A 24,896-nucleotide genomic window follows, 5' to 3' on the forward strand; every position below is an offset into this window, starting at 1 on the left:
CACAGTGTCGCTGCCACCGCTGGTTGAACCGGCCGCGGACCTGTCGGTCGACGAGGTGAAGCGCTACTCGCGCCACCTGATCATCCCCGACGTCGGCATGGCCGGGCAGAAGCGCCTGAAGAACGCGAAGGTGCTCGTCGTTGGCGCGGGCGGCCTTGGCTCGCCGGCGCTGCTCTACCTGGCCGCGGCTGGCGTCGGCACGCTCGGCATCGTCGACTTCGACACGGTCGACGAGTCGAACCTGCAGCGCCAGATCATTCACGGCGTCTCCGACGTGGGCAAGTCCAAGGCGGAGTCGGCCAAGGAGTCCATCCAAGAGGTCAACCCTTACGTCAACGTCGTCCTGCACAAGGAACGGCTCGAATCCGACAACGTGATGGAGATTTTCGAGCCGTACGACCTGATCATCGACGGCACAGACAACTTCGCCACCCGCTACCTGGTGAACGACGCCTGCGTGTTCCTGCACAAGCCGTACGTGTGGGGCTCGATCTACCGTTTCGACGGCCAGGCAAGCGTGTTCTGGTCGGACCACGGCCCGTGCTACCGCTGCCTCTACCCGGAGCCACCGCCCCCCGGCATGGTCCCGTCCTGCGCCGAGGGCGGCGTCCTCGGCGTGCTGTGCGCGTCGATCGGCTCCATCCAGGTCAACGAGGCGATCAAGCTGATCGCCGGCATCGGCGACCCCCTGCTTGGCCGCCTGATGATCTATGACGCCCTGGAGATGACCTACCGCTCGGTCAAGATCAACAAGGACCCGGACTGCGCGGTCTGCGGCAAGCACCCGACGGTCACCGAGCTGATCGACTACGAGGCGTTCTGCGGCGCCGTCTCTGAGGAGGCGGAAGCGGCCGTGGTCGGCTCCACGATCAGCGCCAAGGACCTGGCGGCGATGCAGGAGCGCGGCGACAACATCTTCCTTGTCGACGTCCGGGAGCCGAACGAGTACGAGATCGTCTCCATCCCCGGCGCCACGCTGATCCCGAAGGGCGAGTTCCTCAACGGGTCGGCGCTCGAGAAGATGCCGCAGGACAAGCAGATCGTGCTGCACTGCAAGAGCGGCGCGCGCAGCGCCGAGGTGCTCGCGGTGCTGAAGGCGGCCGGCTTCTCCGACGCCGTGCACGTGGGCGGCGGCGTCCTGGCCTGGGTCCACCAGGTCGACCCTTCACTGCCTACGTACTAGCACCTTTTCTTAAAACCCAAAGCGGGCGGGGCCAGGTGCGCGGGGAAGATTTCTCGCGACGCTCCTTCGGAAGGTCGCGAGAGAATCTCCCCGCGCCGCCGCCTCTTACGGGGTCAAAAGAACCCCGGCCGCGAGGCCTCCGGCCTGCCAGCGGGCGGCTAAGGCCTTGCGTTATGGCTTAGGAATGGCACTTGCCGGCGCTGCCGCGGGCTTGTCAGGTCCGTTCCCGCTCGGCGGCGCTGCGGCCTATGCAGAACTCGTTTCCCTCGGGGTCGGCGAAGACTGCCCAGCCCTTTCCGTTCGGCTGGCGGCGGTCGTCTAGGACCATGGCGCCCAGGGCCGTGGCTCGTGCGATCTGCTCGTCTCGCCCGGTGGAGGTGGGCCACAGGTCGAAGTGGATGCGGTTCTTCGCTGTCTTTCCCTCCGGGACGCGCAGGAAAAGCAGTCCGGGCTGACCCGGAGTGGGCACGACTAGTACCGAGTCGTCTTGCGGCATGTCGCCGGGCCGGATCTCGCGCTCGAGCAGGGCGGCCCAGAAGTCGGCCAGCGCGTGCGGGTCCTGCGCGTCGAAGGTGATCTCGTGGATCTCCAGGGCTGCGGACTGGCTGTCTGTCATGACGCTCAGCAAACCACGCGCCGCGGGGGGCTTCTCGCCCTCCCGCATGGTTGCCGACCCATCCCGCCACCATTCGTCTGTCACCTTTGCTTAGCGCGCGACCACTTTTTCGCCTTTGCTTAACTGGCGACCACTTTCTCGCCCACTTTGTCGGAAATGTCTCACCGTCGGTTAAGTAAAGTGGCCCGCGGCTACGGCTGCCGGTGAATGCGGGGCGGGCGAAGCGGCCGGCGGGAGAGGCGGGAGTTTCGGCGGGGCTGGGAGTGGTATGTCATGAAATGGACGTTCCGCCTGACTGGGGGGTGCCGTGAAAGGGGACCGCGTCGAGATCGTGGTCGACACCGGAGACGGCGCTAAAACCTATGAGGTCAGCGCTACCCGTGCCGGGCGGCGAGTCGAGGTGAGCACCGTGCGGGGCGTGGTCGAGGTGAACGAGGTGACCAGGACCGGCACGCTGGTGCGTACCGCGCGCTTCATGGCGAGCCGGGTGATCGCGCTCGTCGAGCACCCGGCGGACACCAGCTCGGCGGGCTGACGCACTCCGGCGTGTCGCAACGCGCATCCACTACCCTGCTCGGGTGGACCTTCTCGAACCGGTGACCCAGCCGTACGCGTGGGGATCGCACACCGCGATCGCCGAGCTTCAGGGGCGGCCCGCCCCGACCGAGCAGCCCGAGGCGGAGCTGTGGATGGGCGCGCACCCGTCCGCCCCGTCCGGGGTTGACCGGGGTGGCGTCCACCGCACGCTCGACGCGGTGATCGCGGCGGACCCGGCGGGCGAGCTCGGCGCCGAGTGCGCGGCGCGGTTCGGCGATCGGCTGCCGTTCCTGCTGAAAGTGCTCGCTGCCGAGAAGGCGCTGTCGATCCAGGTCCACCCGTCGCGGCAGCAGGCCGAGGCCGGTTTCCGCGCGGAGACCGAGCGCGGCCTCGCGCCTGGCGACAAGTCGCGCAACTACGTGGACGACTGGCCCAAGCCGGAGATCCTGTGCGCCATGACCGACTTCGAGGTGCTCGCGGGCATGCGCACGCCGCGGGACACCGCGCGCCTGCTGCGCGCCCTCGCGGTTCCCGAACTCGAGCCGCTCGCGGCGGAGCTTGACGCATCCGCCGAGCCCGCGGCGATGACCGCGGCGCTCGGCTCGATCCTCACCTGGGACGGCAGCCGTGCGGCCCTGGTCGGCGCGGTGGTTTCCGCGTGCGCCAGGCTCGCGGCGAGCGACGGGGAGTACGCCGGGGCCTGCGCGGCGATCGCCAAGGTAGCGGTGGACCATCCTGGCGACCTCGGCGTCGTCGCCGCGCTGCTGCTCCGGTACACGGTGCTCAGGCCTGGCAAGGCAGTCTTCCTGCCGGCCGGCGGCCCGCACGCCTATCTGCGGGGCACCGGCGTCGAGCTGCTTGCCAATTCCGACAACGTGGTCAGGGCCGGGCTCACGCCCAAGCACATCGACGTGCCGGAACTGCTGAAGCTCACTGACCCGGCGGCCCAGGTGCCCGTGATCGAGCCGCGGTCGCTCGGTGGCGGTGTGTCCGTCTACGACTCGCCCGCCCCGGAATTCCGCCTGTACCACGCCGACCTCGGGCCGGGAGAAACGCTGCTGCCAGGCGCGGGCGGTGCGCGGATCGTGCTGTGCGCCGACGGTGCGGGCTTCCTGCGGGCCGGGCAGGCCACGCTCAAGGTGGCCCGCGGCGAATCGTGCTTCATCCCCGCGTCGGACGGCCAGGTGACCGCGTCCGGTCCCGCGGCCCTGTTCATCGCGGGAAATGGCTTTTCCGCCGGCTGAGGCGGCGAATGCACGTGCATTTGAGCATTGCATTTGAGCATGCAGTAAACGTGGAATCTAAAATAACGGATAAATAACCGTATTGCGCCTAGTCATCGCAAAGCCTGCCAGTTAACGTAATCCGGAACCCATTTACGTTGAATTGCGCGGCAGGTGAACCATGGCAGGCGGCACGCGGATGATCCGGGTGGGACGACACCGGCTGGCGGCGAGGGTCTACGGCCGGGGCGCGCCGACGGTGGTCATCGAGCCGGGCTTCGGCGGATGTGCCGCGGACTGGGAGCCGATCGCGGAACGCCTCGCCGGGGAGACCTCGGTCGTGCTCTACGACCGGGCTCCGTACGGTGCGAGCGGCGCCGCCCGCGACGGGCGGGCGCCGCGGGACATCGCCGCCGACCTGGACGGCCTGCTCGGGCAGCTCGGCGTGACCGGGCCGCTCGTCCTGGCCGGGCACTCGGCGGGCGGTATCTACGTGCGCGCGTACGCCACGGCCCATCCCGACCGGGTCGCGGGGATGGTCCTTGTCGAGTCGAGCCACGAGGGGCAGCGGGCGGTGCTCGACCCGCTCCGGCCCTTCCGTGCCCGCCTTTCCGGGCTGCTGACCATCCCCTCCATCCTCCGCGAGTCGCCCGAATCACGTCGCGGCGGCGACCGGCGGTCGATCATCCGCGAGTGGCGAGCGTTCCGCCGGGCGACCGCGGGCCGGGAGGCACCGCCGCCGGGAGCGCTCGGCGACCGTCCGCTGGTCGTGCTGACCTGTGCCCCAGGGGATCCCTCGGTACCCGAAGGGGTATGGAAGGCCTGGCATGATCTGCACGCCGACCTTGCCGGGCTCTCCGCGGACAGCCTGCACGTCGTCTCGGACAGTCCGGATCACTACCTCAACCGAGGTGACCCGGACCTGGTCGTGTCCGCGATCACCGACGTGGTCGGTGCCGCGAGGGGCGGCGCGCCGCTCGGCGAGCTCGCCGCTGCCTCGGACGCCGAGTGACACCGCGGCGCCGCATGCCGCGTTGACCAGCCGCCGAGAGCGGTCTCGCGGGGCTGGTTGCTGGCACCACGAAACCGTTCGGATAATTGGGGTTATGGCCATTAATGATGAAATAGCCACATCATTCGGGAGCGTCGCGGAGAGCTACGACCGGGTGCGGCCGGCACCGCCGGCCTCGGCGATGGACTGGCTGGTCCCCGCGGGCTGCGACGTCGCCGTGGACCTGGCGGCGGGAACCGGGCTGTTCACCCGCGCGCTGCTCGGGCGCGCGGGGCGGGTCATCGCCGTGGAGCCCGACGCGCGCATGCGCGAGGTGCTGGCCCGGCGCTCGCCCGAGGTCGACGTCCGCGCGGGCTACGGCGAGGCCATGCCGTTGGCTGACGGCACCGCGGACGCGTTGTTCGTGTCTACCGCGTGGCACTGGCTTGACCCGCGGCGGGCCGTGCCGGAGATCGCCCGGGTGCTGCGGCCGGGCGGCCGCCTCGGCGTCATCTGGACGAGCAGGGACCGGACAGACGACTGGGTGGCCGAACTCGACCTGCTCAGGCTCGAGGGCGTGTACAAGCCAGCGGAGGCCGACACCGCGCCGCGCACGGCGGACGAGGTCCGGGCCAGGCTGGACCGCCATCACACCGTCACCCTGCCCGAAGGCTCGCGGTTCGGCGCTGGAGAGGCCGCGTCGTTCCGGTTCCGCCGGACGATGCCGCTGGCCGCCGTGCTCGAATGGCTGGCGACGAACAGCGCCTTTATCACCGCCTCGGCCGCCGACCGTGCGGCGGCCCTGGCTCGGTGCCGCGACGTGCTCGCCGGCCGTGCCGTGGCGGGGACCAGGCAGGACGGCGTCGCGGAGGGTGAGCCCGTGCTCGACATGCCGATGCGGTCCTGGTGCTGGCGTGCCGGGCGTCACTGAGGGCACGCACTGCTGGCCGGCGGTGAGTTAGGTAATGTCACCGCCAGGTAATGATAGATACTCTTCGCAGCGGGGCCGCCCGGTCATCGCAAGCCATAGCATTTCACTGTGGCAACGGACTTCGGGGGAGCGGGCGGTCAGTCCTGGCGTGGCGCTCAGCCGCCCTACCCGGGAGAACCGGAGTTCGGCGGTACCGCGCCGCCTGAGCTCGAGTCGCCGTACGATCCGGTCGCCGTGGCCAGCCAGCGCCGCGTGAGGTTCCTCGCCTGGACCGCGCTCGTGCTCGGCCTGTTCGGCCTGGCCGGGGCGATTCCCGCCGTGATGAACCAGGCGATGCCGAGGAAGTTCACCGCCGCCCAGCGGCAGCAGATCACCGACTGGGAGTACGCGAAGCGGTGGCGCGCGCTCACGGCCGCTGCGATCTTTCCCGGCTCCGTCGGCTACTCGCCGCCTGCCACCCTCGATGACGGCGGCTCGCTGACGCTCGGCGCGCGGCGGATCGGCATCGCCAAAGAGGCGACCTGCGCGGCGGCCACCGATCCGTCAGCGGCCGCGATCCTCGACAAGGACGGGTGCGCGACCCTGCTTGCGGCCACCTACGCGGACGAGACGGACAGCTACGTGCTGACCGTGGGCGTCGCCGTGCTGCCGAGCACGGCCCAGGCGGCGGCTGCCGAGCAGGCGCTGGCGAGCGCCCCGGCCTCGCACGGCCTCGGGCCCACGGTGCGCGCCGTGCGGTTCGTGCACACCCCGGCCGCCGCGTTCACCGGGAGCCGCCGCCAGCTATCGGGCGTCCTTGACGCGGGGACGTACGTGGTGCTGTACACCGTGGGGTACGCCGACCCCCGGCCGCGCGAGCAGGTCGCGGAGGACAGGTACGCCGACGATGAGATGATGAGCGCCGGATACGGCGTCGCGCACGCGGTGCTCTCGGTCCTCGCCTCGCCGGTACCGCCGCCGCACTGCCCGGGGACACCGGGATGCTGAGCATCGCGCGCCGGCGTGCGCTGCTGAGCGCCGGGGCGGCGGTGGCGCTCGGCCTGCTGCCCGCCCTGCTCCCCGGCACGGCCGCGGTCGCCGATTCCGTCAGCCAGCAGCAGCAGTGGGTCTTCCAGATGATGGACGTCCCGGCCGCGTGGAACATCACGAGGGGTCACGGCGTCGTTGTCGCTGTGCTCGACAGCGGCGTGGACGGGAACGTCAGCGACCTGAAAGGCAACGTGCGCGGCGGAAATATCGACTACACCAGGCTGACGACCAAGCCGAGCGACCCCAACTGGGGGCTGCACGGCACCTGGATGGCGTCGATCATCGCCGGGCACGGCAGCGACAGCGAAGGCGACGGCGTCACCGGAGTGGCACCGGAGGCGACGATCCTTTCCATCCGGGTGATACCGGACATGCAGGATCCCGGCTACCGCAACTACGACAGAGAGCGGGAGACGCGGATCCAGGGCGAGCTCGCCGACGGGATACGAACGGCCGTCATGGATGGCGCCAAGGTGATCAGCATGTCGATCGGCTACTCCGCGCCGAGCAGGGCGGTCCGTTCGGCGATTCAGTACGCCTACTCCCGCGGCGTAGTCCTCGTCGCGTCCTCCGGCAACTCGGGCGACAACGACACACAGCACTCCCACACCCGCAACCTGGCCCCGGTGTCGTTTCCCGCCGAGTACCCGGGCGTGATCAGCGTGGGGGCGGTGCAACAGGGCGGCACGCCGACGACGTTCTCCAGCGGCAACCTGTCGGTCAAGGTCGCCGCCCCCGGTAAGAAGGTTCCCGCGCAGGGCAGGAGCGGTCAGTACTACACGGTCGACGGGACCAGCCCGGCGTGCGCCCTGGTGGCCGGCGTGGCCGCCCTTATCGAGTCCGCGTACCCGCGGATCTCCCCGGCGCTGGTGACCGAGGCGCTGACGTCAACCGCGCAGCAGGACCCGCCCGGCGGCGGCTACGACGTGCTCACCGGGTTCGGCATCGTGGACGCCGACGCGGCGCTCAAGGCGGCGCGCGGGCTGATGGCGGAGCACCCGGCGAAGTCGCAGGTACCGCTCACCGCTCACTTCGGCGGCGGCACGGCTGCCCAGCCCGCCGCCCCGGTCGGGCCGCGCAGTACGGGCGGTCTGATCGGGTACCTGGTCCTCCTCGCGGTGTCTGGAGTCGCCGTGCTCTGCGGCGGCGTCGTGCTGCTGCTGACCCGGCGGCGTAACGACGACAGGGTGGCGACGATGACGGGGCAGCGCGGATGACGGTGGCGCACGATGAGGACGAGGGTGGCGCGATCGACGAGTACTCCGCCCGGGTCCTTGACGTCGTGGACGCGATACCGCCCGGTCAGGTCATGTCGTACGGTGATATCGCCGAGTACCTCGGCGACGGCGGCCCGCGCCAGGTCGGCCGGGTGCTCGCCCGCTTCGGCGGCGCTACCGCCTGGTGGCGGGTGATCCACGCGGACGGCACGCCGGCGCCAGGTCACGACACGGCGGCGCTCTCGCACTATCAGGCCGAGGGGACGCCGCTGCGGTCCGCCGCCGAACCCGTCCGCGTCGACATGCGCCGCGCGCGCTGGCAGGGCAACCGCTGAATCAAGGGCAACCGCTGATTCAATAGCCAGAATGTCGGCGGCGCATGGTGAAATCGAGTTCTGATGAACGGTTACCGACTCGTCCGCGAGCTGGCCGCCGCCCCGGTGGCGCCGGCGCTCGACGAGGCGCAGCAGCGGGTGGTCGACCACAAGGGCGGACCGCTCCTGGTGCTTGCCGGGCCGGGCACGGGCAAGACCACGACGATCGTCGCCGCGGTCGCGGAGCGCATCGAGCGGCGCGGCGTCGATCCCGGCCGCATCCTGGTGCTCACCTTCAGCAGGAAGGCCGCGGGCGAACTGCGGGACCGCATCACGGCTAGGCTCGGCCGCACCACCTCGGAACCGCTCGCGCTGACCTTCCACAGCTACGCCTACGCGCTGGTCCGCCGGGAGTTCGTGCTGCGCGGAGACCAGCCGCCGCGGCTGCTTTCCGCGCCGGAGCAGCTGCTCGAGATCCGCCGGATGCTGCGCGGCGAGGCGGTGGACGGCGGCGCCGGCTGGCCGGGGCCGCTGCGGCCCGCCCTTGGCACCAGGGGCTTTGCCGAGGAGCTGCGCGACATCCTGATGCGCGCGGCCGAGCGCGGGCTCGACGGCAAGGCGCTGCGCCAGCTCGGCCGCGAATCCGGGCGCGACGACTGGGTGGCGGCAGGCGCGTTCCTCGACCGGTACGCCGCCCGCTTCGACCTCGCGCCGGTGCCTGCCTATGACTACGCGGAGATCGTCAGGATCGCCGCCGGGCTGCTGGCCAGGCAGTCGACTCGGCAGCGGGAGCGTGACGCCTACGACGCGGTGTTCGTCGATGAGTACCAGGACTGTGACCCGGCGCAGGAGGCGCTGCTGCGGGCGCTGGCCGGGGACGGCAGGGACCTGGTGGCGGTCGGTGACCCCGACCAGTCGATTTATGCCTTCCGCGGTGCGGACATGCGCGTGCTCACCAGCTTTCCTGACCGGTTCCGCGGCCCGGACGGCGCCGCGGCCCCGGTGATCGCGCTGCGCGGCTCCCGCCGCAGCGGCCGGGTGCTGCTCGCCGCATCGCGCCGGGTGGCGCGCCGGCTGCCCGCTGTGCCTGGTGCGTCGGATGTAGCCGCGCACCGCGACCTGGTGCCCGCGGGGGGCGGGCCGGCCGGGGAGGTCAGGATCTGCGTCGCGGACACCCAGGCACAGGAGGCTGCGGTCGTCGCCGACACCCTGCGCCGCGCGCACCTGGCCGACGGGGTGCCATGGGGGCGGATGGCGGTGCTCGTCCGCTCCGCGCAGCGGCAGGGCGGCACGCTGTGCCGGGCGCTGACCGCCGCCGGAGTGCCTGTCACGGTGGCCGGCGACGAGCTGCCGCTGCCCGACGAGCCGGGCGTGCGGCCGTTCCTCACCCTGCTGCGCTGCGCGCTCGCGCCTGGCCGCCTCGACGAGGAGACCGCAGCCGAGCTGCTCACCGGGCCGCTCGGCCAGAGCGACAGCCTCGGCCTGCGCAAGCTGCGCCGCGCGCTCGACGGGGTACCGCTGCGCGAGGCGCTGACCGATCCGCGTGCACTGCACGCGATCCGGGACAGGATCGCGGCGCCGGCGCGCCGGGTCGGATCGCTTCTTGACGTGGCCAAGAGCCGGCTGGCGGACGGCGCGAGCGCCGAGGACGTCCTGTGGGCGGTCTGGGACGCGTCGGGCCTCGCCGCCGCGTGGGCGGACCGGGCCGAGCGCGACCCGGCGGCCGATCGCGACCTCGACGCGATGCTCGCCCTGTTCGACGCCGCCGCCAGGTTCACCGACGCCCTGCCCCCAGGGAACGCGGGGCTCTTCCTTAACACGCTGATCGGGCAGGAGATCGCCGGCGACACGCTGGCGGAGCACGCGCTGCGCGAGGACTGCGTGCGGGTGCTCACCGCCCACCGGGCCAAGGGCCTCGAATGGGATGTCGTGGTCGTCGCGGGGGTGGAGGAGGAGGTCTGGCCGGACCTGCGGCTGCGCGGCTCGCTGCTCGGCGCGGACGAGCTCGCGGAGGCGGTCGGCGCGCCTGGGATGCTGCACGCGGGAACCACCCTCGCCGGCGGCGCGCCGCCGGATGTCGCGTCCGCGGCGCTCGCGGCCAGGCTCCTGGCGGAGGAGCGCCGCCTGTTCTACGTCGCGTGCACCCGCGCGCGGCGGCTGCTCGTGGTGACCGCGTCCGGCGGCGACGAGCAGGACAGGCGCCCGTCGCGGTTCCTTGCCGAGCTGGCGGGCGATGACGTGGAGATCCAGCGCGCGAGCGCCGCGACCAGGTGGCTGTCGCTGCCGGCCCTCATCGCCGACCTGCGACGGACGGCGTCAGATCCGGCGCGACCGATGCCGCTGCGGCGGGCGGCCGCGGGCCAGCTCGCCCGGCTGGCCGAGGCCCGCGTGCGCGGCGCCGATCCCGGCGACTGGTACGCGCTGACCGAGCTGTCCGATGCCTCGGCCATCGTCGACGCAGGCGAGCGGGTCAGGCTGTCGCCGTCGCACGTGGAGACCTTCACCCGCTGCGGCCTGCGCTGGCTGCTCGAGTCCGCGGTGGGCGCGGGCCGTTCCGACGTGCTGCGGCATCTCGGCACCGTCATCCACGCGGCGGCGCAGCTCATCGCCGACGGCGCCACCGAGCAGCAGGTCGCGGGCCGCATCGACGAGATCTGGCATCATCTGGACTTCGGCAGCGTCTGGTACGGGACGCGGCAGCGCGCGCTTGCCGAGCGGATGGTCCGCAAGTTCCTCGACTGGCACACGGCCAACCCGCGGGAGCTGCTCGCGACCGAGGAGGCGCTGCGGGTGCAGGTGGGCCTGGTGGAGATCACCGGGCGGGTGGACCGGCTCGAGCGCGACGAGGAGGGACGCGGCGTCGTGGTGGACCTGAAGACCGGCTCGACATCGCCGCGCGACGACGAGCTCGGCCGTCACGCGCAGCTTGGCGTCTACCAGCTCGCCGTGCTGCTCGGCGCCTTCGAGCGGCTCGGTGTCACGGAGCCGGGCGGCGCCGAACTCGTCCAGGTGGGCAAGGCGGGCCTGACGGCGCGGGCGCGGGTGCAGCGGCAGCCAGCCCTGTCCGAGGATCCGGATCCCGGCTGGGCGGAGGGGCTCGTCGACGCCGTGGCCCAGGGCATGACCGGCCCCGTCTACCGGGCCCGGGTCAACCCGGGCTGCCGTACCTGCCCGGTGTCCTCCTGCTGCCCGGTCAGCCCGGACGGCGGCGCGGTCACCGGGTAACCCGCGCCGGTGTGCTCCTTCCCCCCAAGGTGACCTGCAGGTTTCCTGACGGTACATTGGACGGGCAGGAGGTAACCATCCGTGGATTATGTGACGAGCCGGGCGCCGGCGTCGAAGGATGACCGGCACGCCTGGGCAGAGCCAGGGGTGGAGGACCTGGGGAGCGGCCTTTACCGGATTCCGCTGCCGCTTGATGGCGACGCGCTGACCGCCGTGAACGTGTACGCCATCACCAGCGAGCACGGCGTGGACCTGATCGACGCCGGCATGGCGCTGGACCGGGCACGGGAACGGCTGACCGGGGCGCTCGGCCAGCTCGGCTATGGCCTGCCCGACATCAGGAACTTCTTCATCACGCACATCCACCAGGACCACTACACCCTCGCGGTGCAGCTGCGGACCACGCTGCGCGGCCTGATCACGCTCGGCGAGGCGGAACGCGCCAACATGGACGCGATCAGGAACGTCGCGGCGGGCACGGAAGAGGTCGGCTTCATCGCGATGCTCGGGCGGATGGGCGCGTCCGAGCTGGCCGAGCAGGTCCGCACCGTGGTGGGCCCGCGCATCGCCAACCCGCAGCCGAAGCTCGAGTGGAAAGACCCCGACCGCTGGCTTAGCGACGGCGCGGTGCTCGACCTGCACGGCAGGAGGCTGCGGGCGATCCACACGCCGGGGCACACCACCGGCCACGTCGTGTTCCACGACGACGCCGCGGGCCTGCTGTTCGCCGGCGACCATATCCTGCCGCACATCACCCCGTCGATCGGTTTCCAGCCGGTCATCACCAGGGTGGCGCTCGACCAGTACCTTGGGTCGCTGCGGCTGATGCTCACCCTGCCCGACGCGCGACTGCTGCCCGCGCACGGCCCGGTCCAGGACTCGACCCACACCAGGGTCCGCCAGCTGCTCGAGCACCACGAGACCCGGCTCGCGCAGACGCTTGAGGCGGCGTCGGGCGGCCCGGTGACCGCGTTCGAGGCGGCGGGTGCGCTGCCGTGGACCCGCAGGCAGCGCAAGCTCACCGAGCTGGACACGATGAACCAGCTGCTGGCGACCGGCGAGACGGCGGCGCACCTGGAGGTCCTGGTCATCCGCGGCCAGCTGGTGCGCACCACGGTCGAGGACATGGACGTCTACGCGATTCCCGATCCCGCCGCTTAAGAAGAGCAATGGCGGGTCCGCGCCGGCTGAGGTAGTCGGACCGCCGCGGTGGCAGACCGCGACTCTTCCGCCGTGAATGAACGGGTGCGCCGTTTCCCATCCGGAAGTAGTGGAACTTTACGCGCAAATAAACGCAATCCATACTATTTCGCGTCCGATTCTGTGGCTTTATTTTGTCTTTAGCCTGCGCAGCCTGTGGCGCTCTGTTAGGAATGTCACGCCAAAGTAACGCCATTCCAAGTCAGTCGTTACACGGGAGGTACTTAGTCAATGAGACGCGACTCATCGTTGAGACATTGGATCAAACTCCCCGGGAAGGCGACGGGCCGTGCCCTGCCGCTCGCCGCGGCCGCGATGGCCATCGTCCTAGCCGGCGGCATGTCGGCGCTGGCACTCACCAATTCGCCGGCGCACGCTACGGCCGCGAGCGGCGAAGCCGCCTACCTGAATCCCCAGCTGCCCATCCAAGCGCGGGTGTCGAATCTGCTTGGCAAGATGACCCTGCCGGAAAAGATCGGGCAGATGGTCCAGATCGAGGCCACCCAGGTGACCGACACGAGCAACACCTGCACCAGCCAGGGCGGCTTCAACCTGCCGAACCCGGTTTGCGAGCAGAAGATTTTCGTGACCAACAACGTCGGCTCGATTCTGGCTGGCGGTACGGACGTGCCACTGGACACCACCGGTAAGGGCGGCACCGGCAATACGGGCCTGGACTGGGCCAACGAGTACAACACGATGCAGTCCTATGCGATATCGCACTCGCGGCTGCACATCCCGGTCATTTTCGGCGTCGACGCGGTGCACGGCTTCGGGCATCCCTGGCAGGCGCCGCTGTTCCCACAGTCGATCGGGATCGGCGCCACCTGGGACCCGTCGGTCGCCGAGGCGGGCGGCGCGGTGACCGGGCAGGCACTTGCCGCGACCGGATGGAACTGGGACTTCGCCCCGGTACAGGACCTGGCACGGGACAACCGGTGGGGTCGTTACTACGAGACCTGGGCCGAGGAGCCGGTGCTCGCCGCGGCGCTTGGCGGCGCGAACGTGACCGGGCTGCAGAGCGCGGGCGGGCATGGCTCGCTCGGGGTGACCGCCACCGTCAAGCACTTCGCGGGCTACTCGGAATCCATCAACGGACACGACCGGGTCCAGGCCGAACTGCCGCTGCGGTACCTCCAGGACCTGTTCCTGCCGTCCTACGCGGGGGCGATCGACGCCAACGCGGGGACCGTGATGGTGGATTCTGGTTCGGTCAACGGCATTCCTGCCACCGCGTCGCACTACCTGCTGACCACGCTGCTGCGTAACCGGATGGGCTTCAAGGGCGTCGTGATCAGCGACTACGGTGACGTGGGCGCCATCGCGACCACGTACCACATGGCTGCCGACCTAGCGGGCGCCGCGGCGCTGGCCATTAACGCCGGCGTCGACGTGGCGATGCTGCCGTTCAACGCCGAGCAGTGGCAGGCAGCCGTCCAGCAGGACGTGGCCAACGGGTCCATCCCCATGTGGCGCATCAACCAGGCGGTAAGCCGGGTGCTGACGCTGAAGTTCTCCCTTGGCCTGTTCGACCACCCGATGGTCGACGCGACCAAGGCCGATGCCGCCGTCACGGCCGGCCGGGACGTCACGCTCAAGGCCGCGCAGGAGTCGATCACGCTGCTGCGCAACCAGGGCAACGTGCTGCCGCTGTCGCCGTCGGCGAAGATCGTGGTTACCGGCCCCAACGCGGACAACATGGCCTGGCAGGTTGGTGGTTGGAGCGTCAGCTGGCAGGGTCCGTTCACCAGCGGCCACGTGTGCTGCGAGGGTCCGCCCGGGCAGATCCCGCCGGGTACAACCGTGCGCGCGGGCCTGCAGAAGGCGGACCCGAACGTAGTGTTCGCCGCTGACCAGGCGACAGCGGTCGCCGACGCGGCGTCGGCAGACGCGGTGGTGGTCGCGGTCGGCGAGAAGGCCTACGCGGAAGGGCTCGGCGACAATCCCGCGCCGCAGCTCACCCCGGACCAGAAGACTCTGGTCTCCGCCCTGGAAGCCACCGGCAAGCCGGTCATCGTGGTGGTCATCGCCGGCCGGCCGCTCGGCCTCGGGCCCGCGGAACAGGCGAACGCGATCCTGATGGCCTACCAGGGCAGCACCGAGGCAGGCCAGGCGGTCGCTGATGTCATCTTCGGCACGGTCAACCCGAGCGGCAAGCTGCCGGTCACCTGGCCGTCGGACGCCGCGGCGCCGGGCGGCGACTTCAACACCGGTGCTCCGTCGCCGCTTGGCGATCAGCCGAAGGTCTTCGACCAGCTCCCGTACACCGGGTCCGGTCCGGGCAGCGGGTACAACCCGCTCTACCCGTTCGGCTACGGGCTGTCCTACAGCACGTTCACGACTAGCGCGCTGTCCGCGACGCCAAGCGTGTCGCGGCACGGAATGGTGACGGCCACGTTCACCGTGACCAACACCGGCTCGCGCGCGGGCACCGACATAGTGCCGGTGTACGTGCACCAGCCGGTCAGTCTCGTGACGGTTCCTGACCAGCGGCTGGCCGCGTTCACCCGGGTGACGCTGAATCCGGGCCAGTCCAAGACCGTGTCGGTCACCTTCCCTGTCTCCGTCTTGGCGGTGACGCCCGGGGACATCGAGTCTGACAGTCCGCCGCAGGTGGAGACGGGGGCGTACCAGGCACAGCTCGGGACACCGGCTACCCTGACTGCCGACTTCACGGTCCACTGATATAACGGGCTCCGCTCGACATCTGGCTCCCCGGCTGCTGTCTGGCCGGGGAGCCAGAACGCTTCCACCCTCATCCCAGCCTCGCACTCCGCGCACCCCGCGCCCCACGTTGCGCCTGGCCTAGAAGTTGGATATCCGAATGTCGGTAAGGCGTGATGGGATCAGGTTGTGACGACGTATACGCCTGGGCAGTTGGCGCGGCTGCTGCGGCTGCCCGAGCCGACGCCGGAGCAGGCGGCCGCCATCGGTGCGCCGCTCGGGCCGCTGGCCATTGTGGCCGGCGCCGGCTCGGGCAAGAGCGAGACGATGGCCGCGCGGCTCGTCTGGCTGGTGGCCAACGGCGTGGTCCGCCCGGAGCGGGTGCTCGGCCTCACCTTCACGAGGAAGGCGGCGGCCGAGCTTGCCGACCGGGTCCGCGCCAGGCTCGACGCGCTGCGCCGGGCAGGACTGGCCGGTCACCCGGGAGGCGACGAGACGGGCCCGTGGGCCGGCGAACCGGTGATCGGCACCTATCACGCCTACGCGGGCCGCCTGGTCAGCGATCACGCGCTGCGCGAGGGCCTCGAGCCGTCGATGCGGCTGATCACGCCCGCGCTGTCCTGGCAGCTCGCCGCGTCGATCGTGGCCGCTTATGACGGGCCGATGGACGACGTGGCCTGGACGCCGCAGACGGTGACCGCGGCGGTGCTCGAGCTCTCCGGCGACCTGGCGGAGCACCTGAGGTCGTCGCGGGACGTCATGGAGACCGGCGAGTGGCTCGACGCGGAGGCGGCCAGGTGGCCAGGCCGGGTGCTCGCTGGGGTGCGCCGTGCCATCGACACGCAGCGGACCAGGGAACAGCTGCTGCCGCTTGTGGACCGCTACGCCGAGGCGAAGCGCGCTCGCGAGGTACTCGACCACGGGGATCAGGTGGCGCTTGCCGCGCGGATCGCCGACCGGCACCCTGAGGTGGGCGCCGCCGAGCGCAGTCGCTACCAGGTGGTGCTGCTCGACGAGTACCAGGACACCAGCCACGCGCAGCTCGTGCTGCTGCGCGCCCTGTTCGGCAACGGCCACCCGGTCACCGCGGTCGGCGACCCGTGCCAGTCGATCTACGGCTGGCGCGGCGCGAGCGCGGGCAACCTCCGCAGGTTCGCCCTGGACTTCCCCGCGCGAACCGGCGGGCCGGCCCCGGTCCAGCAGCTCTCCACCAGCTTCCGCAACGCGGGCAATGTGCTTGAGGCGGCGGGCAGGCTCCAGGCGGAGCTGCGGGCGCAGGCGCCTGACGTGCCGCTGCTCGTTTCCGAGCCAGCCCGGGCAGGCCGTGGCCGGGTGTGCGCCGCGCTGCTGCCTGCCGTGACCGACGAGGCGGAGTGGGTGGCCGCGCAGGCAGCCGCGCTGCTAGCGCTGCCCGCCGGGTCGGCGCCCGACGGCGCGCCGTGGCCCGACGGCAGGGCGGCGGGCGTGCGCCCGTCCGATATCGCCGTGCTGTGCAGGAAGCGGTCGCAGTTCGTGCCGCTGCGCCGGGCGTTCGAGGCGCGGGGCATCCCGTGCGAGGTGGTGGGGCTCGGCGGACTGCTTTCCGTGCCCGAGGTGCAGGACGTGGTGGCCACGCTGCGCGTGCTGCACGACGCCAGTTCTTCGGACGCTCTCGCCCGGCTGCTGACCGGGCCGCGCTGGCGGATCGGCCCGCGCGATCTGGTGGCCCTCGGCCGCCGCGCCAGGGACCTCGCTGTTTCGCCGCGCGGGCGCGATCGCGACGGCGCCGAGGCAGGCGGTCCTGAGGCTGGCGCCCCTGAGGCCGGCGGCCCTGCGGACACCGGCGCGAGGGCCCCCAGCGCCCAGGCCACAGGTACAGAGGACGCTGGCATCGGGGCGGCCGCCACCGGGGGCAGGACGCCCGACCCGCTTGCCGACGCGGTCACCGACCTGACGACAGACACCGGCACCGCGTCGCTCGTGGAGGCGCTCGACGACCTCGGCGACCCGACGGGCTACTCGCCGGACGGGTACGCGCGGCTTGCCGCGCTCGCCGTGGAGACAAGGCAGCTGCGCGAGCACGTCACGAGGCCGCTCGCCGATCTCATCGCCGAGGTGGAACGGGCGCTCAGCCTCGACATCGAGGTCGCCGCCCGGCCGGGCGGCGACCTGGCCGCGGCGCGTGCCGACCTGGACGCCTTCACCGACGTGGCCGCCGCGTTCGCCGGCGACCAGCCGGAACCGACGCTCGCCGCGTTCCTCGCCTACCTGGCCGCCGCGCAGCAGGAGGAGTTCGGCCTCGACCCGGGCCACGTCGGCGAGACGGACACCGTCAAGCTGCTCACCGTGCACGCCGCCAAGGGCCTGCAGTGGCCGGCGGTCTTCGTGCCGGGGCTCGCGGCAGGGGAGAAGTCCCAGGTCTTCCCGGCCAGGCCGCGGCTGCCCACGCGGTGGACGCACAACCCGCGGCTGATTCCGTTCCCGCTGCGCGGTGACGCCGGGGACCTGCCCGTGCTGCCGGCGCTCGACGCGGACTCCCTCGCCGAGTTCGACGCGGCGTGCGCCGCCCGCGACCTGGCGGAGGAGCGGCGCCTCGCCTACGTCGCGGCGACCAGGTCGGCGTTCTGGCTTGGCTGCTCCGGTTTCTGGTGGAGCGAGGCGACCGCACCGCTCGGCCCGTCGGTGTTCCTCACCGAGGTGCGCGCGGCCTGCCAAGCCGGCGCGGGCGCGGTCGACCGGTGGGCGGAAGAACCGCCGGAGGGCGCGGAGAACCCGCTGCTCGCCCGGGTGGAGGAGGCGGACTGGCCCGCTACCCCGGCCGGCCGGCGGCACGCCGCGGTCGCGGCGGCGGCCGCCATGGTCGACGAGGCGCGCCGCTCAGCCCGCCCGGTCAGCCCGGGCGAAGCCGACCCCGGGGACCCGGACGGGGTCAGCGACGCGGAGCGGGAACTGGTCGCCGCCTGGGAGCTGGACGCCGGACTGCTGCTCGCGGAACGGGAGCAGCAGCTTGCCCGCGGCGACGGCCCCGTCGAGGTCGTGCTGCCTGCCAGGCTGTCGGTGTCCGCACTGGTCATGCTGGCCCGCGATCCTGACGAGCTCGCCCGCCAGGTGCGCCGCCCGATGCCGCAGCCGCCGGCCAGGCAGGCCCGCAGGGGCACCGCGTTCCACCGCTGGCTGGAGGAGCGCTTCGGACAGCAGCGGCTGATCGGCGACGACGACCTGTTCTCCCCCGACGAGTCAGAACCGGACGACAGCCTGCTTGAGTTGCGGGCCAGATTCGAGGCAGGCGAGTGGGGCGGCCGCTGGCCGCGCGAGGTGGAGATGCCGTTCGACACGCGGATCGGCGGCCGGCACATCCGCGGCAGGATCGACGCGATCTTCGCGGCACCGGACGGCGGCTACGACGTGGTCGACTGGAAGACCGGCAGGCCGCCGCGCGGCAAGGCGGAGCAGGACGCGGTCGCGGTCCAGCTGGCCGCCTACCGCCTTGCCTGGTCCGCCCTGGCAGGCGTTCCCTTGGAGAAGGTCCGCGCCGCCTTCTACTACGTCCGCCACGACCGTACCGTCCGCCCCGCCGACCTGCTCGACGCCGACGGGCTGAGGGAACTGCTCAACCGCGTCCCGGTGGCCGGCCACGCGCCGGCTCAGCCGCGCGCGTAGCGTGCCGAGCACAGCGGCACGAAGATCGCGAGCAGCAGCGCCAGCCAGCCGACGGAGGCGACCACGGGGTGCTCAAGCGGCCACGTGCCGTTGGTCGGCGCGGTCGGGTTGCCGAACAGCTGCCGCAGGGCGGCGGCGAGCGCGCTGACCGGATTCCAGTCGGCGATCGCGCGCAGCCAGGCCGGCATCCCCGAGGTGGGGACGAACACATTGGACAGCATGGTCACCGGGAAGACCAGGACCGACGCCTGCGCGGCCGCCTCCTCGTTGCCGATCACCAGGCCCAGGTACATGCCGATCCAGGTGGTGGCGAACTGGAACGCCGCCACCAGGGCGAGCGCGGCGAGCGCGTAGCCCGCGCCGCGCTCGATGCGCCAGCCCACGGCGAGCCCGCAAAGGCACATCAGCACGAAGCTGCCGAGCCCGTAGATCGTGGTCGCGGCCGCCTGGCCGAACGGCACGGCGAGCCGCGTGATCGGCAGCGACCTGAACCGGTCGACCACGCCTCGCGTGCTGTCCCTTGCCATCGCGATCATGGACGGCAGGACATTCACCCCGACCGTTGCGAGCAGGCCGGGCAGCAGGAACTGCCGGTAGTTACCGCTGCCGGGCACCGCGATGGCGCTGCCAAAGATGTAGCCGAAGATCACCACGAGCACCACCGGCGCGCCGAGCGTCAGCGCGATTGCGCTCGGGTCGTGCCTGAGCCTGCGGAGCTGCCGCTCCGCGGCCGCGGCCCCGTCAGTCACCGCGTCGCTTACCGTGCCGGTCATGCCGCCGCCTCCGTCTCCGATTCGGTCTGTGCCAGGAACACCTCGTCGAGCGTGGGACGGCGGATGCTCGCGTCCGCGGCGTCGATCCCGCCCGCGTCGAGCCTCCTGACCAGTTCGAGCAGCGTCATCGTGCCCGCCGCGACCGGCACGGTGAGCCGCCTGGCTTCCCGTTCGACCCGCGGCTGGCTGCCCGTGATGTCGCGGAGCACGGCCGCCGCCGCGGTCAGCGCTTCGCCGCCGGCGCCGTCGCCGAGCACCACGTCCACCCGGCTGCCAAGCGAGTTCTTCAGCTCGTCCGGGGTGCCCTGGGCGGTCACCAGGCCCGCGTCGATGATCACGATGCGGTCGGCGATGCGGTCGGCCTCCTCCAGGTACTGCGTGGTCAGCAGCACCGTGGTGCCGCCCGCCGCGAGTGACCTGACGGTCGACCAGATCTCGGCCCGGCTGCGCGGGTCGAGTCCGGTGGTCGGCTCGTCGAGGAACAGCACCTCAGGCGCGACGATCAGGCTTGCCAGCAGGTCGAGCCTGCGCCGCATCCCGCCGGACCAGGTCTTCACCAGGCGGTCCGCGGCGTCCGCGAGCCCGAAGCAGTCGAGCAGCTCGGTGGCCCGCGCCCGCGCCCGGCGCCTGCCCAGGTGCAGCATCAGCCCGAGGATCAGCAGGTTCTCCCGGCCGGTGAGGTCGTCGTCGACGGCGGCGTGCTGCCCGGCCAGGCCGATGGCCGCGCGGACCTTGTCGGGCTCGCGGATGACATCGTGGCCGGCCACCCGGGCGCTGCCGCCGTCGGGACTGGTGAGGGTGGCGAGCACGCGGACGGCCGTGGTCTTCCCCGCGCCGTTCGGACCGAGCAGGGCGCAGACGCTGCCCGCCGGCACCGCGAGGTCCACCCCGCGCAGCGCCGCCACCTTGCCGAAGGCCTTCCGCAGGCCTTCCGCCTCGATCGCCGTCATCGGCACGTCCTCCTTTCCGCCGAAACCAGGAAAATAACTACGTACATCGTACGTCGTACATTGTACGTAGTTTAATCGGGGTGGCGGCCGGCCGTCGGACGGGGAAGATGGGCAGGCAGCCGCGCATCGCAGGCACGCACGCATCGCATCCGCAGCGGGTGAGGGGATTATGACGACCGGCACGCCACCGCCAGGGGCCACACCGCGACCGCGCCGTCGCGGCCCGCGGCCCAGGTACGCCGTGGACGACGTGGTGCGCGCCGCGGTGCAGATCGCCGACGCCGACGGTCTTGACGCGGTGACGTTCCGCGCTGTCGCCGCGCGCCTCGGCACCGGCGTGATGTCGCTGTACAACTACGTCCCCGACAAGCAGCAGCTGGTCTACGCGATGGCCGAACTCGTCAGCGCGGAACTCGAGCTGCCGGAGGCAACCGGTGACTGGCGCGGCGACATGCACCGCGTCGCGGGCCGCCAGCGCGACCTCGTGCTCCGCCACCCGTGGATGATCGAGGCCACCACGCACCTGCAGCCGCTAGGCCCGGCCACGCTCGCCATGCTCGAGTTCGCGCTCGGCGCCCTCGAGCCCTCCGGCCTGGACGTCAGGGACCAACTCGAGACGATCGCCATGATCAACGGCTTCGTGCTCAATATCGTCCGCGCCGAACTGGCCGGCCGCGCCGCCGCGGCCGATCCCGGGCAGGGGGCCGGGCAGTTCGCCATGCTCCCGGAACTGCTCGCCACCGGCAGGTACCCCCGCTTCGCCGCCGTCATCGCCAGCGGCGGCGCACCGGAGACATTCGACCCCGCCGCCCACTTCGACCGGCTGCTAGACAGAATCCTCGACGGCCTGGTCCGCCCGCCGGCCGCGCCCTGACCCGGGCGAGCCGGACGCGCGGAGGCGTGCGCCGTTATTCGGCGAGATGCCGCTCGATGGTCTCGACCTTGGACGTCAGGCCGTCGGTGACGCCGGCCCTGATGTCCGCCTTGAGCACCAGGCTGACCCGGGGCGCCCGCTCCGCGACCGCGTCCACGGCGTCCTTGACCACGGCCATCACCTCGTCCGGGTTGATATGTAATTTGCTACCATTTAACCATGCCGAACGGCAACGATCAGACAGCAAAGCCCTACGACATCTACGGCAGAGTCAGCCGAGTCAAGAGCAAGAAGAAGAACGAGCCGTCCACGGGCGGGCAGGTCGCCATCTGCCGCCTGAGGCTCGCCGACCTTGACCTGCCGGAGGGCAAGGTTCTGGTTGATCCGGGGTGTTCGGCATGGGACCCGACTGTCCGGCGTCCGGCGTGGGACGAGCTGATGGACCGGCTTGAGCGCGGCGTGTCCGGCGGGTTCATTGTGTTCGACCTGGAGCGGTTCACCCGGCAGCCGAAGGACGGCGAACGGATGATCGAGCTGGCCGCTCGCGGCCTGGGCGTGCTGGACAGCGAGAGTGAGTACGACCTGACGACGCCGAACGGCAAGAAGGCGTTCCGCGACGCGATCAACGCCGCCGCCTACTACTCCGACCGCCTGTCCAGCAGAGCCCGGCGCGGTAAGCGGCTCAAGGCACTGTCGGGGGAGCCGAACACCACAACCCGTCCATTCGGCTTTGAAGACGATTTCGTGACCGTGCGCGAAGTCGAAGCGGAGGTTATCCGGGAGCTGACGAGGCGGTTCTTGGCGGGAGAAACGCAGCACGCGCTGGTACGTGACCTCAACGCCCGCGGCGTCCTCAGCAGCAAGGGCAACCCTTGGACTGTCAGATCCCTGCAACTTCTTCTGCTCAGAGAGCGTAACTGCGGGAGAATCCTCTACACCGACACGGAGACAAACGTTAAGTCCATTGCCGGGCATCTGCCGGGGAATCCGATCATTACCGAAGACGACTTCGACCGGGTATGCGCGATCTACGCCGCCCGCCGGGGCAGCGAGGCGCCTTCGGAGATCTACCTGTGCACGGGGATAGCCTTCTGCGGCCGTCCGGACTGTGGCAAACCGCTCACAGGTCACCCAGTAGACGCTCTGAAGCGGTACGAGGACGGTTCGGTACGCCGGGAGTACAGGTGCGGCCCGTCTTCTAGTGGCAAGGGCTGTGCCAAGATCAGCGTTGATCAGCGTGGCTTGGATGAGGCAGCCGGAGCCATCGCTGTGGAGATTCTGTCTGACTCTCGCCATGCCGAGGCGATCGAATCCGTCACTCGGGAACTTGAGAGCGAAGCCGCGCGGCTGGACCTGGCCATCGCCGAGGCTGAACGTGTCGCAGAAGCGCTGGCCGACCGCCTGGGGCGCGGAGAACTCACTCTCTCGCGCTATGACATCGCCAATCGGCCACTGGAGGAGCGCATAGCCAAGCTCAAGGCCGAACGCGAAGCGCTGGGCGACACAGCTCCAGGCGCTTCACGGCAGCCAAGCCGGCAGCCAAGCCGGGAGCACTGGCAAAAGCGGTGGGATGACGCCGACACGGCGGAAAAACGCCAGCTGTTGAAAATGGCCTTGCGCGGCCGACGCCTCGTCGTCGACCCGGCTAGCCTTAAGCGCGCTGAGCGGTCTGATGTCACCCGTCGGCTCAGGATCGTTTCAGCGGAAGGCGAAGACCTGCCAGACACGACGATGACGATCGCGGACGTGATCGCGGCCCGTGCCGCACATGGCGGGCTGGTGTCCACTCCTAGCGCGCCCGACACCAGATGGTCGAAGCGCCGGACTTTCACCGAGGAGTACAAGAACCGCATCCTTGACGAGTACGAGTACGAGAACGCGACACCGGGAGAGCGTAGTGCTCTGCTTCGCAGGGAGGGCCTGCACTACACGAATATCTCCTCTTGGCGCCGCAAGAGGGTCGGGTAGACCGTGGCCGCCGAACTTGTTCGCTCAGACCGCTCGATTGATGTCTACGCCCGTGTCAGTCAGCTCAAGCGCAACGAGAAGCGCGAACCGTCGACCGACGGCCAGGTGTCGGTATGCCGGGTCCGCCTTGCCGACCTTGGTCTTGCGGAGGGCAAGGTTTTGGTTGACCCCGGTCCCTCGGCGTGGAACCCGGCGATCGAGCGTCCGGCGTGGGACGAGCTGATGGACCGGCTTGAGCGTGGTGTGTCTGGCGGGTTCATTGTCTTCGACCTGGAGCGGTTCACCCGACAGCCGAAGGATGGCGAGCGGATGATCGGGGTGGCCGCTCGGGGCCTGCTGGTGCTGGACAGCGAGAGCGAGTACGACCTGCGGACCCCGAACGGCAAGAGGGCGTTCCGCGACGCGATCAACGCCGCCGCCTACTACTCCGACCGCCTGTCCACCAGGAGCGCCCGCGGGAAGAAGCTTAAGGCGATGGCAGGCGAGCCGAACGGCTCGGCGCGGCCATTCGGCTTCGAGGACGACCGCGTCACCCAGCGCGAGGACGAGGCTGCCATCCTGCGGGAACTGACCGCCCGGTTTCTGGCGGGCGAACTGCAAGACGCGCTGATAGCGGACCTGAACGCGCGGGGGATTCCCACGACTCAGGGCAGGCCGTGGACGCGCCCGGCGCTGAAGACGCTGCTCACCCGCCAGCGGAACTGCGGCAGGATCATCTACACCGACCCCGCGTCGGGCCTGACGTCCGTCGTTGGCCGTCTTCCTGGTGAGCCGATCGTTTCCGAGGAGGACTTCGACCGGGCAACCGCGATTTTCGCCGCGCGTCGGCGCGGGCGTCCGAGTTCACCGCACTACCTCTGCTCGTCCTTCGCCGTCTGCGGGCAGCCCGGCTGCGGCCACATCCTCCACGGCCGGACCCGCAACGGCCTCAAGCCCTACCCGGATGGATCGGTAAGCCGTTCGTACTGGTGCAACCCCACTGCCGGAGGGTGCGGAAAGACCGAAGTGGACCAGCGGGCACTGGATTCAGCGGCACGCGCGCTCGTGGTTGAGATCTTGTCGGACACGCGCAACGCCGACGCGATCGAGAATGCCGCCTACGAGGCAGCCAGCGAAGCCCTCCAACTCGACATCAAAATCGCTGAGGCTGAAGCGGTGGCGAAAGCTCTCACCGATCGCCTAGGACGAGGCGAGATCACACTCGCCCGCTACGACCTGGTCATCAAGCCAGCCGATGAACGCATCGCTAACCTCCAGGCCGAACGCGCCGCACTCCCCGATCCCGGCCCCGTCCCCGGAACACAACAGTCACTGGGAGCAAGCCGTGCAAAGTGGCAGCAGCGGTGGGACATCGCCGACTACAAGGGAAGGCGAGACCTGCTCAAGATGGCGCTGCGGGGCAAGCACTTGGTGATACAGCCAGCCCAAGGGGGCAGGGGCAGCACCGACCAGGTCGACATCGTGCGCCGCATCACGATCGAGTAGCGCAGCATTTCCGCCCAGACAGCCATTAACGTTTCGTTTCGTCTATTCGTTACGTCACCCAATACGAAAACGAAAGA

At 70.7% G+C, this 24,896-nt stretch carries 18 protein-coding genes and 1 pseudogene; 15 read left to right on the top strand and 4 right to left on the bottom strand.

The features are described 5' to 3' along the window. Positions 1 to 4 precede the first annotated feature (4 nt). Positions 5 to 1,183: an adenylyltransferase/sulfurtransferase MoeZ gene (moeZ, locus tag EAS64_RS17440; protein ID WP_145854048.1), complete on the top strand. Its 1,179-nt coding sequence runs from the start codon at positions 5 to 7 to the stop codon at positions 1,181 to 1,183. A 214-nt stretch (positions 1,184 to 1,397) separates the two neighbouring features. On the opposite strand, the gene EAS64_RS17445 is transcribed toward moeZ, so the two are convergent. Next, complete coding sequence (locus EAS64_RS17445) at positions 1,398 to 1,799, bottom strand: VOC family protein (RefSeq protein ID WP_145854049.1); 402 nt, start codon at positions 1,797 to 1,799, stop codon at positions 1,398 to 1,400. Positions 1,800 to 2,106: 307 nt separating this feature from the next. On the opposite strand from EAS64_RS17445, the gene EAS64_RS17450 reads away from it, so the two are divergent. The 11 genes from EAS64_RS17450 (at position 2,107) to EAS64_RS17500 (ending at position 18,769) form a co-directional block, all read left to right on the top strand. Then, on the top strand, positions 2,107 to 2,334 hold the full coding sequence (locus EAS64_RS17450; protein ID WP_145854050.1) for a DUF8836 family protein: 228 nt from the start codon (positions 2,107 to 2,109) through the stop codon (positions 2,332 to 2,334). A gap of 43 nt (positions 2,335 to 2,377) precedes the next feature. Continuing rightward, positions 2,378 to 3,580 carry a mannose-6-phosphate isomerase, class I gene (manA, locus tag EAS64_RS17455; RefSeq protein ID WP_145854051.1) on the top strand — a complete coding sequence of 401 codons (1,203 nt, stop codon included), beginning with the start codon at positions 2,378 to 2,380 and terminating at the stop codon, positions 3,578 to 3,580. A 160-nt stretch (positions 3,581 to 3,740) separates the two neighbouring features. Continuing rightward, positions 3,741 to 4,571: an alpha/beta fold hydrolase gene (locus EAS64_RS17460; RefSeq protein ID WP_145854052.1), complete on the top strand. Its 831-nt coding sequence runs from the start codon at positions 3,741 to 3,743 to the stop codon at positions 4,569 to 4,571. Positions 4,572 to 4,665: 94 nt separating this feature from the next. Beyond that, entirely contained in the window at positions 4,666 to 5,481 is an 816-nt protein-coding gene (locus EAS64_RS17465; RefSeq protein ID WP_145854053.1) for a class I SAM-dependent methyltransferase, read from the top strand. A 108-nt stretch (positions 5,482 to 5,589) separates the two neighbouring features. Beyond that, positions 5,590 to 6,468: a hypothetical protein gene (locus EAS64_RS17470; protein WP_145854054.1), complete on the top strand. Its 879-nt coding sequence runs from the start codon at positions 5,590 to 5,592 to the stop codon at positions 6,466 to 6,468. Next, the gene (locus EAS64_RS17475) at positions 6,462 to 7,727 is read left to right on the top strand and encodes a S8 family serine peptidase (protein WP_145854055.1); all 1,266 of its coding nucleotides are present in this window, start codon (positions 6,462 to 6,464) and stop codon (positions 7,725 to 7,727) included. The genes EAS64_RS17470 and EAS64_RS17475 overlap by 7 nt, the downstream gene beginning before the upstream one ends. After that, positions 7,724 to 8,062 (top strand): MGMT family protein, encoded by a 339-nt coding sequence (locus EAS64_RS17480; protein WP_145854056.1) that lies wholly within the window; start codon positions 7,724 to 7,726, stop codon positions 8,060 to 8,062. The genes EAS64_RS17475 and EAS64_RS17480 overlap by 4 nt, the downstream gene beginning before the upstream one ends. Positions 8,063 to 8,125: 63 nt before the next feature. Further along, the gene (locus tag EAS64_RS17485) at positions 8,126 to 11,266 is read left to right on the top strand and encodes an ATP-dependent helicase (RefSeq protein ID WP_145854057.1); all 3,141 of its coding nucleotides are present in this window, start codon (positions 8,126 to 8,128) and stop codon (positions 11,264 to 11,266) included. 81 nt (positions 11,267 to 11,347) lie between these two features. After that, entirely contained in the window at positions 11,348 to 12,427 is a 1,080-nt protein-coding gene (locus tag EAS64_RS17490) for an MBL fold metallo-hydrolase (RefSeq protein WP_222849379.1), read from the top strand. Between the two features lie 288 nt (positions 12,428 to 12,715). Continuing rightward, positions 12,716 to 15,151, top strand: a complete 2,436-nt coding sequence (locus tag EAS64_RS17495; RefSeq protein ID WP_222849380.1) for a glycoside hydrolase family 3 N-terminal domain-containing protein — start codon at positions 12,716 to 12,718, stop codon at positions 15,149 to 15,151. Between the two features lie 168 nt (positions 15,152 to 15,319). Then, positions 15,320 to 18,769 carry an ATP-dependent helicase gene (locus EAS64_RS17500; RefSeq protein WP_145854058.1) on the top strand — a complete coding sequence of 1,150 codons (3,450 nt, stop codon included), beginning with the start codon at positions 15,320 to 15,322 and terminating at the stop codon, positions 18,767 to 18,769. Here EAS64_RS17500 and EAS64_RS17505 read toward each other — a convergent pair. Together EAS64_RS17505 and EAS64_RS17510 are read right to left on the bottom strand one after the other, a co-directional pair. After that, positions 18,754 to 19,542 (bottom strand): ABC transporter permease, encoded by a 789-nt coding sequence (locus EAS64_RS17505; protein ID WP_145854059.1) that lies wholly within the window; start codon positions 19,540 to 19,542, stop codon positions 18,754 to 18,756. The two genes, EAS64_RS17500 and EAS64_RS17505, sit on opposite strands and share 16 nt — an antisense overlap. Then, on the bottom strand, positions 19,539 to 20,492 hold the full coding sequence (locus EAS64_RS17510; RefSeq protein ID WP_145854060.1) for an ATP-binding cassette domain-containing protein: 954 nt from the start codon (positions 20,490 to 20,492) through the stop codon (positions 19,539 to 19,541). Before EAS64_RS17510 ends, EAS64_RS17505 begins: the two co-directional genes overlap by 4 nt. 169 nt (positions 20,493 to 20,661) lie before the next feature. Between EAS64_RS17510 and EAS64_RS17515 the strand changes: the two genes are divergently transcribed. Next, positions 20,662 to 21,366 carry a TetR/AcrR family transcriptional regulator gene (locus EAS64_RS17515; protein WP_145854061.1) on the top strand — a complete coding sequence of 235 codons (705 nt, stop codon included), beginning with the start codon at positions 20,662 to 20,664 and terminating at the stop codon, positions 21,364 to 21,366. Positions 21,367 to 21,400: 34 nt separating this feature from the next. Here the strand turns inward: EAS64_RS17515 and EAS64_RS17520 are convergent. Next, positions 21,401 to 21,553, bottom strand: a pseudogene (locus EAS64_RS17520) (thiamine-binding protein); the annotation flags it as partial. Between the two features lie 32 nt (positions 21,554 to 21,585). On the opposite strand from EAS64_RS17520, the gene EAS64_RS17525 reads away from it, so the two are divergent. Further along, the gene (locus tag EAS64_RS17525; RefSeq protein WP_145854063.1) at positions 21,586 to 23,334 is read left to right on the top strand and encodes a recombinase family protein; all 1,749 of its coding nucleotides are present in this window, start codon (positions 21,586 to 21,588) and stop codon (positions 23,332 to 23,334) included. Positions 23,335 to 23,337: 3 nt separating this feature from the next. Then, positions 23,338 to 24,819, top strand: a complete 1,482-nt coding sequence (locus EAS64_RS17530; protein ID WP_145854064.1) for a recombinase family protein — start codon at positions 23,338 to 23,340, stop codon at positions 24,817 to 24,819. Positions 24,820 to 24,896 lie beyond the last annotated feature (77 nt).

This window comes from Trebonia kvetii (assembly GCF_007827045.1).
Classification (GTDB): Bacteria; Actinomycetota; Actinomycetes; order Streptosporangiales; family Streptosporangiaceae; genus Trebonia; species Trebonia kvetii.

What these genes read in the sequence shown, in the direction of transcription:
- EAS64_RS17445 (WP_145854049.1), bottom strand. Translation starts at nt 1,799, where the DNA reads ATGACAGACAGCCAGTCCGCAGCCCTGGAGATCCACGAGATCACCTTC.
- EAS64_RS17460 (WP_145854052.1), top strand. Translation starts at nt 3,741, where the DNA reads ATGGCAGGCGGCACGCGGATGATCCGGGTGGGACGACACCGGCTGGCG.
- EAS64_RS17465 (WP_145854053.1), top strand. Translation starts at nt 4,666, where the DNA reads ATGGCCATTAATGATGAAATAGCCACATCATTCGGGAGCGTCGCGGAG.
- EAS64_RS17475 (WP_145854055.1), top strand. Translation starts at nt 6,462, where the DNA reads ATGCTGAGCATCGCGCGCCGGCGTGCGCTGCTGAGCGCCGGGGCGGCG.
- EAS64_RS17480 (WP_145854056.1), top strand. Translation starts at nt 7,724, where the DNA reads ATGACGGTGGCGCACGATGAGGACGAGGGTGGCGCGATCGACGAGTAC.
- EAS64_RS17485 (WP_145854057.1), top strand. Translation starts at nt 8,126, where the DNA reads ATGAACGGTTACCGACTCGTCCGCGAGCTGGCCGCCGCCCCGGTGGCG.
- EAS64_RS17505 (WP_145854059.1), bottom strand. Translation starts at nt 19,542, where the DNA reads ATGACCGGCACGGTAAGCGACGCGGTGACTGACGGGGCCGCGGCCGCG.
- EAS64_RS17510 (WP_145854060.1), bottom strand. Translation starts at nt 20,492, where the DNA reads ATGACGGCGATCGAGGCGGAAGGCCTGCGGAAGGCCTTCGGCAAGGTG.
- EAS64_RS17515 (WP_145854061.1), top strand. Translation starts at nt 20,662, where the DNA reads ATGACGACCGGCACGCCACCGCCAGGGGCCACACCGCGACCGCGCCGT.
- EAS64_RS17525 (WP_145854063.1), top strand. Translation starts at nt 21,586, where the DNA reads ATGCCGAACGGCAACGATCAGACAGCAAAGCCCTACGACATCTACGGC.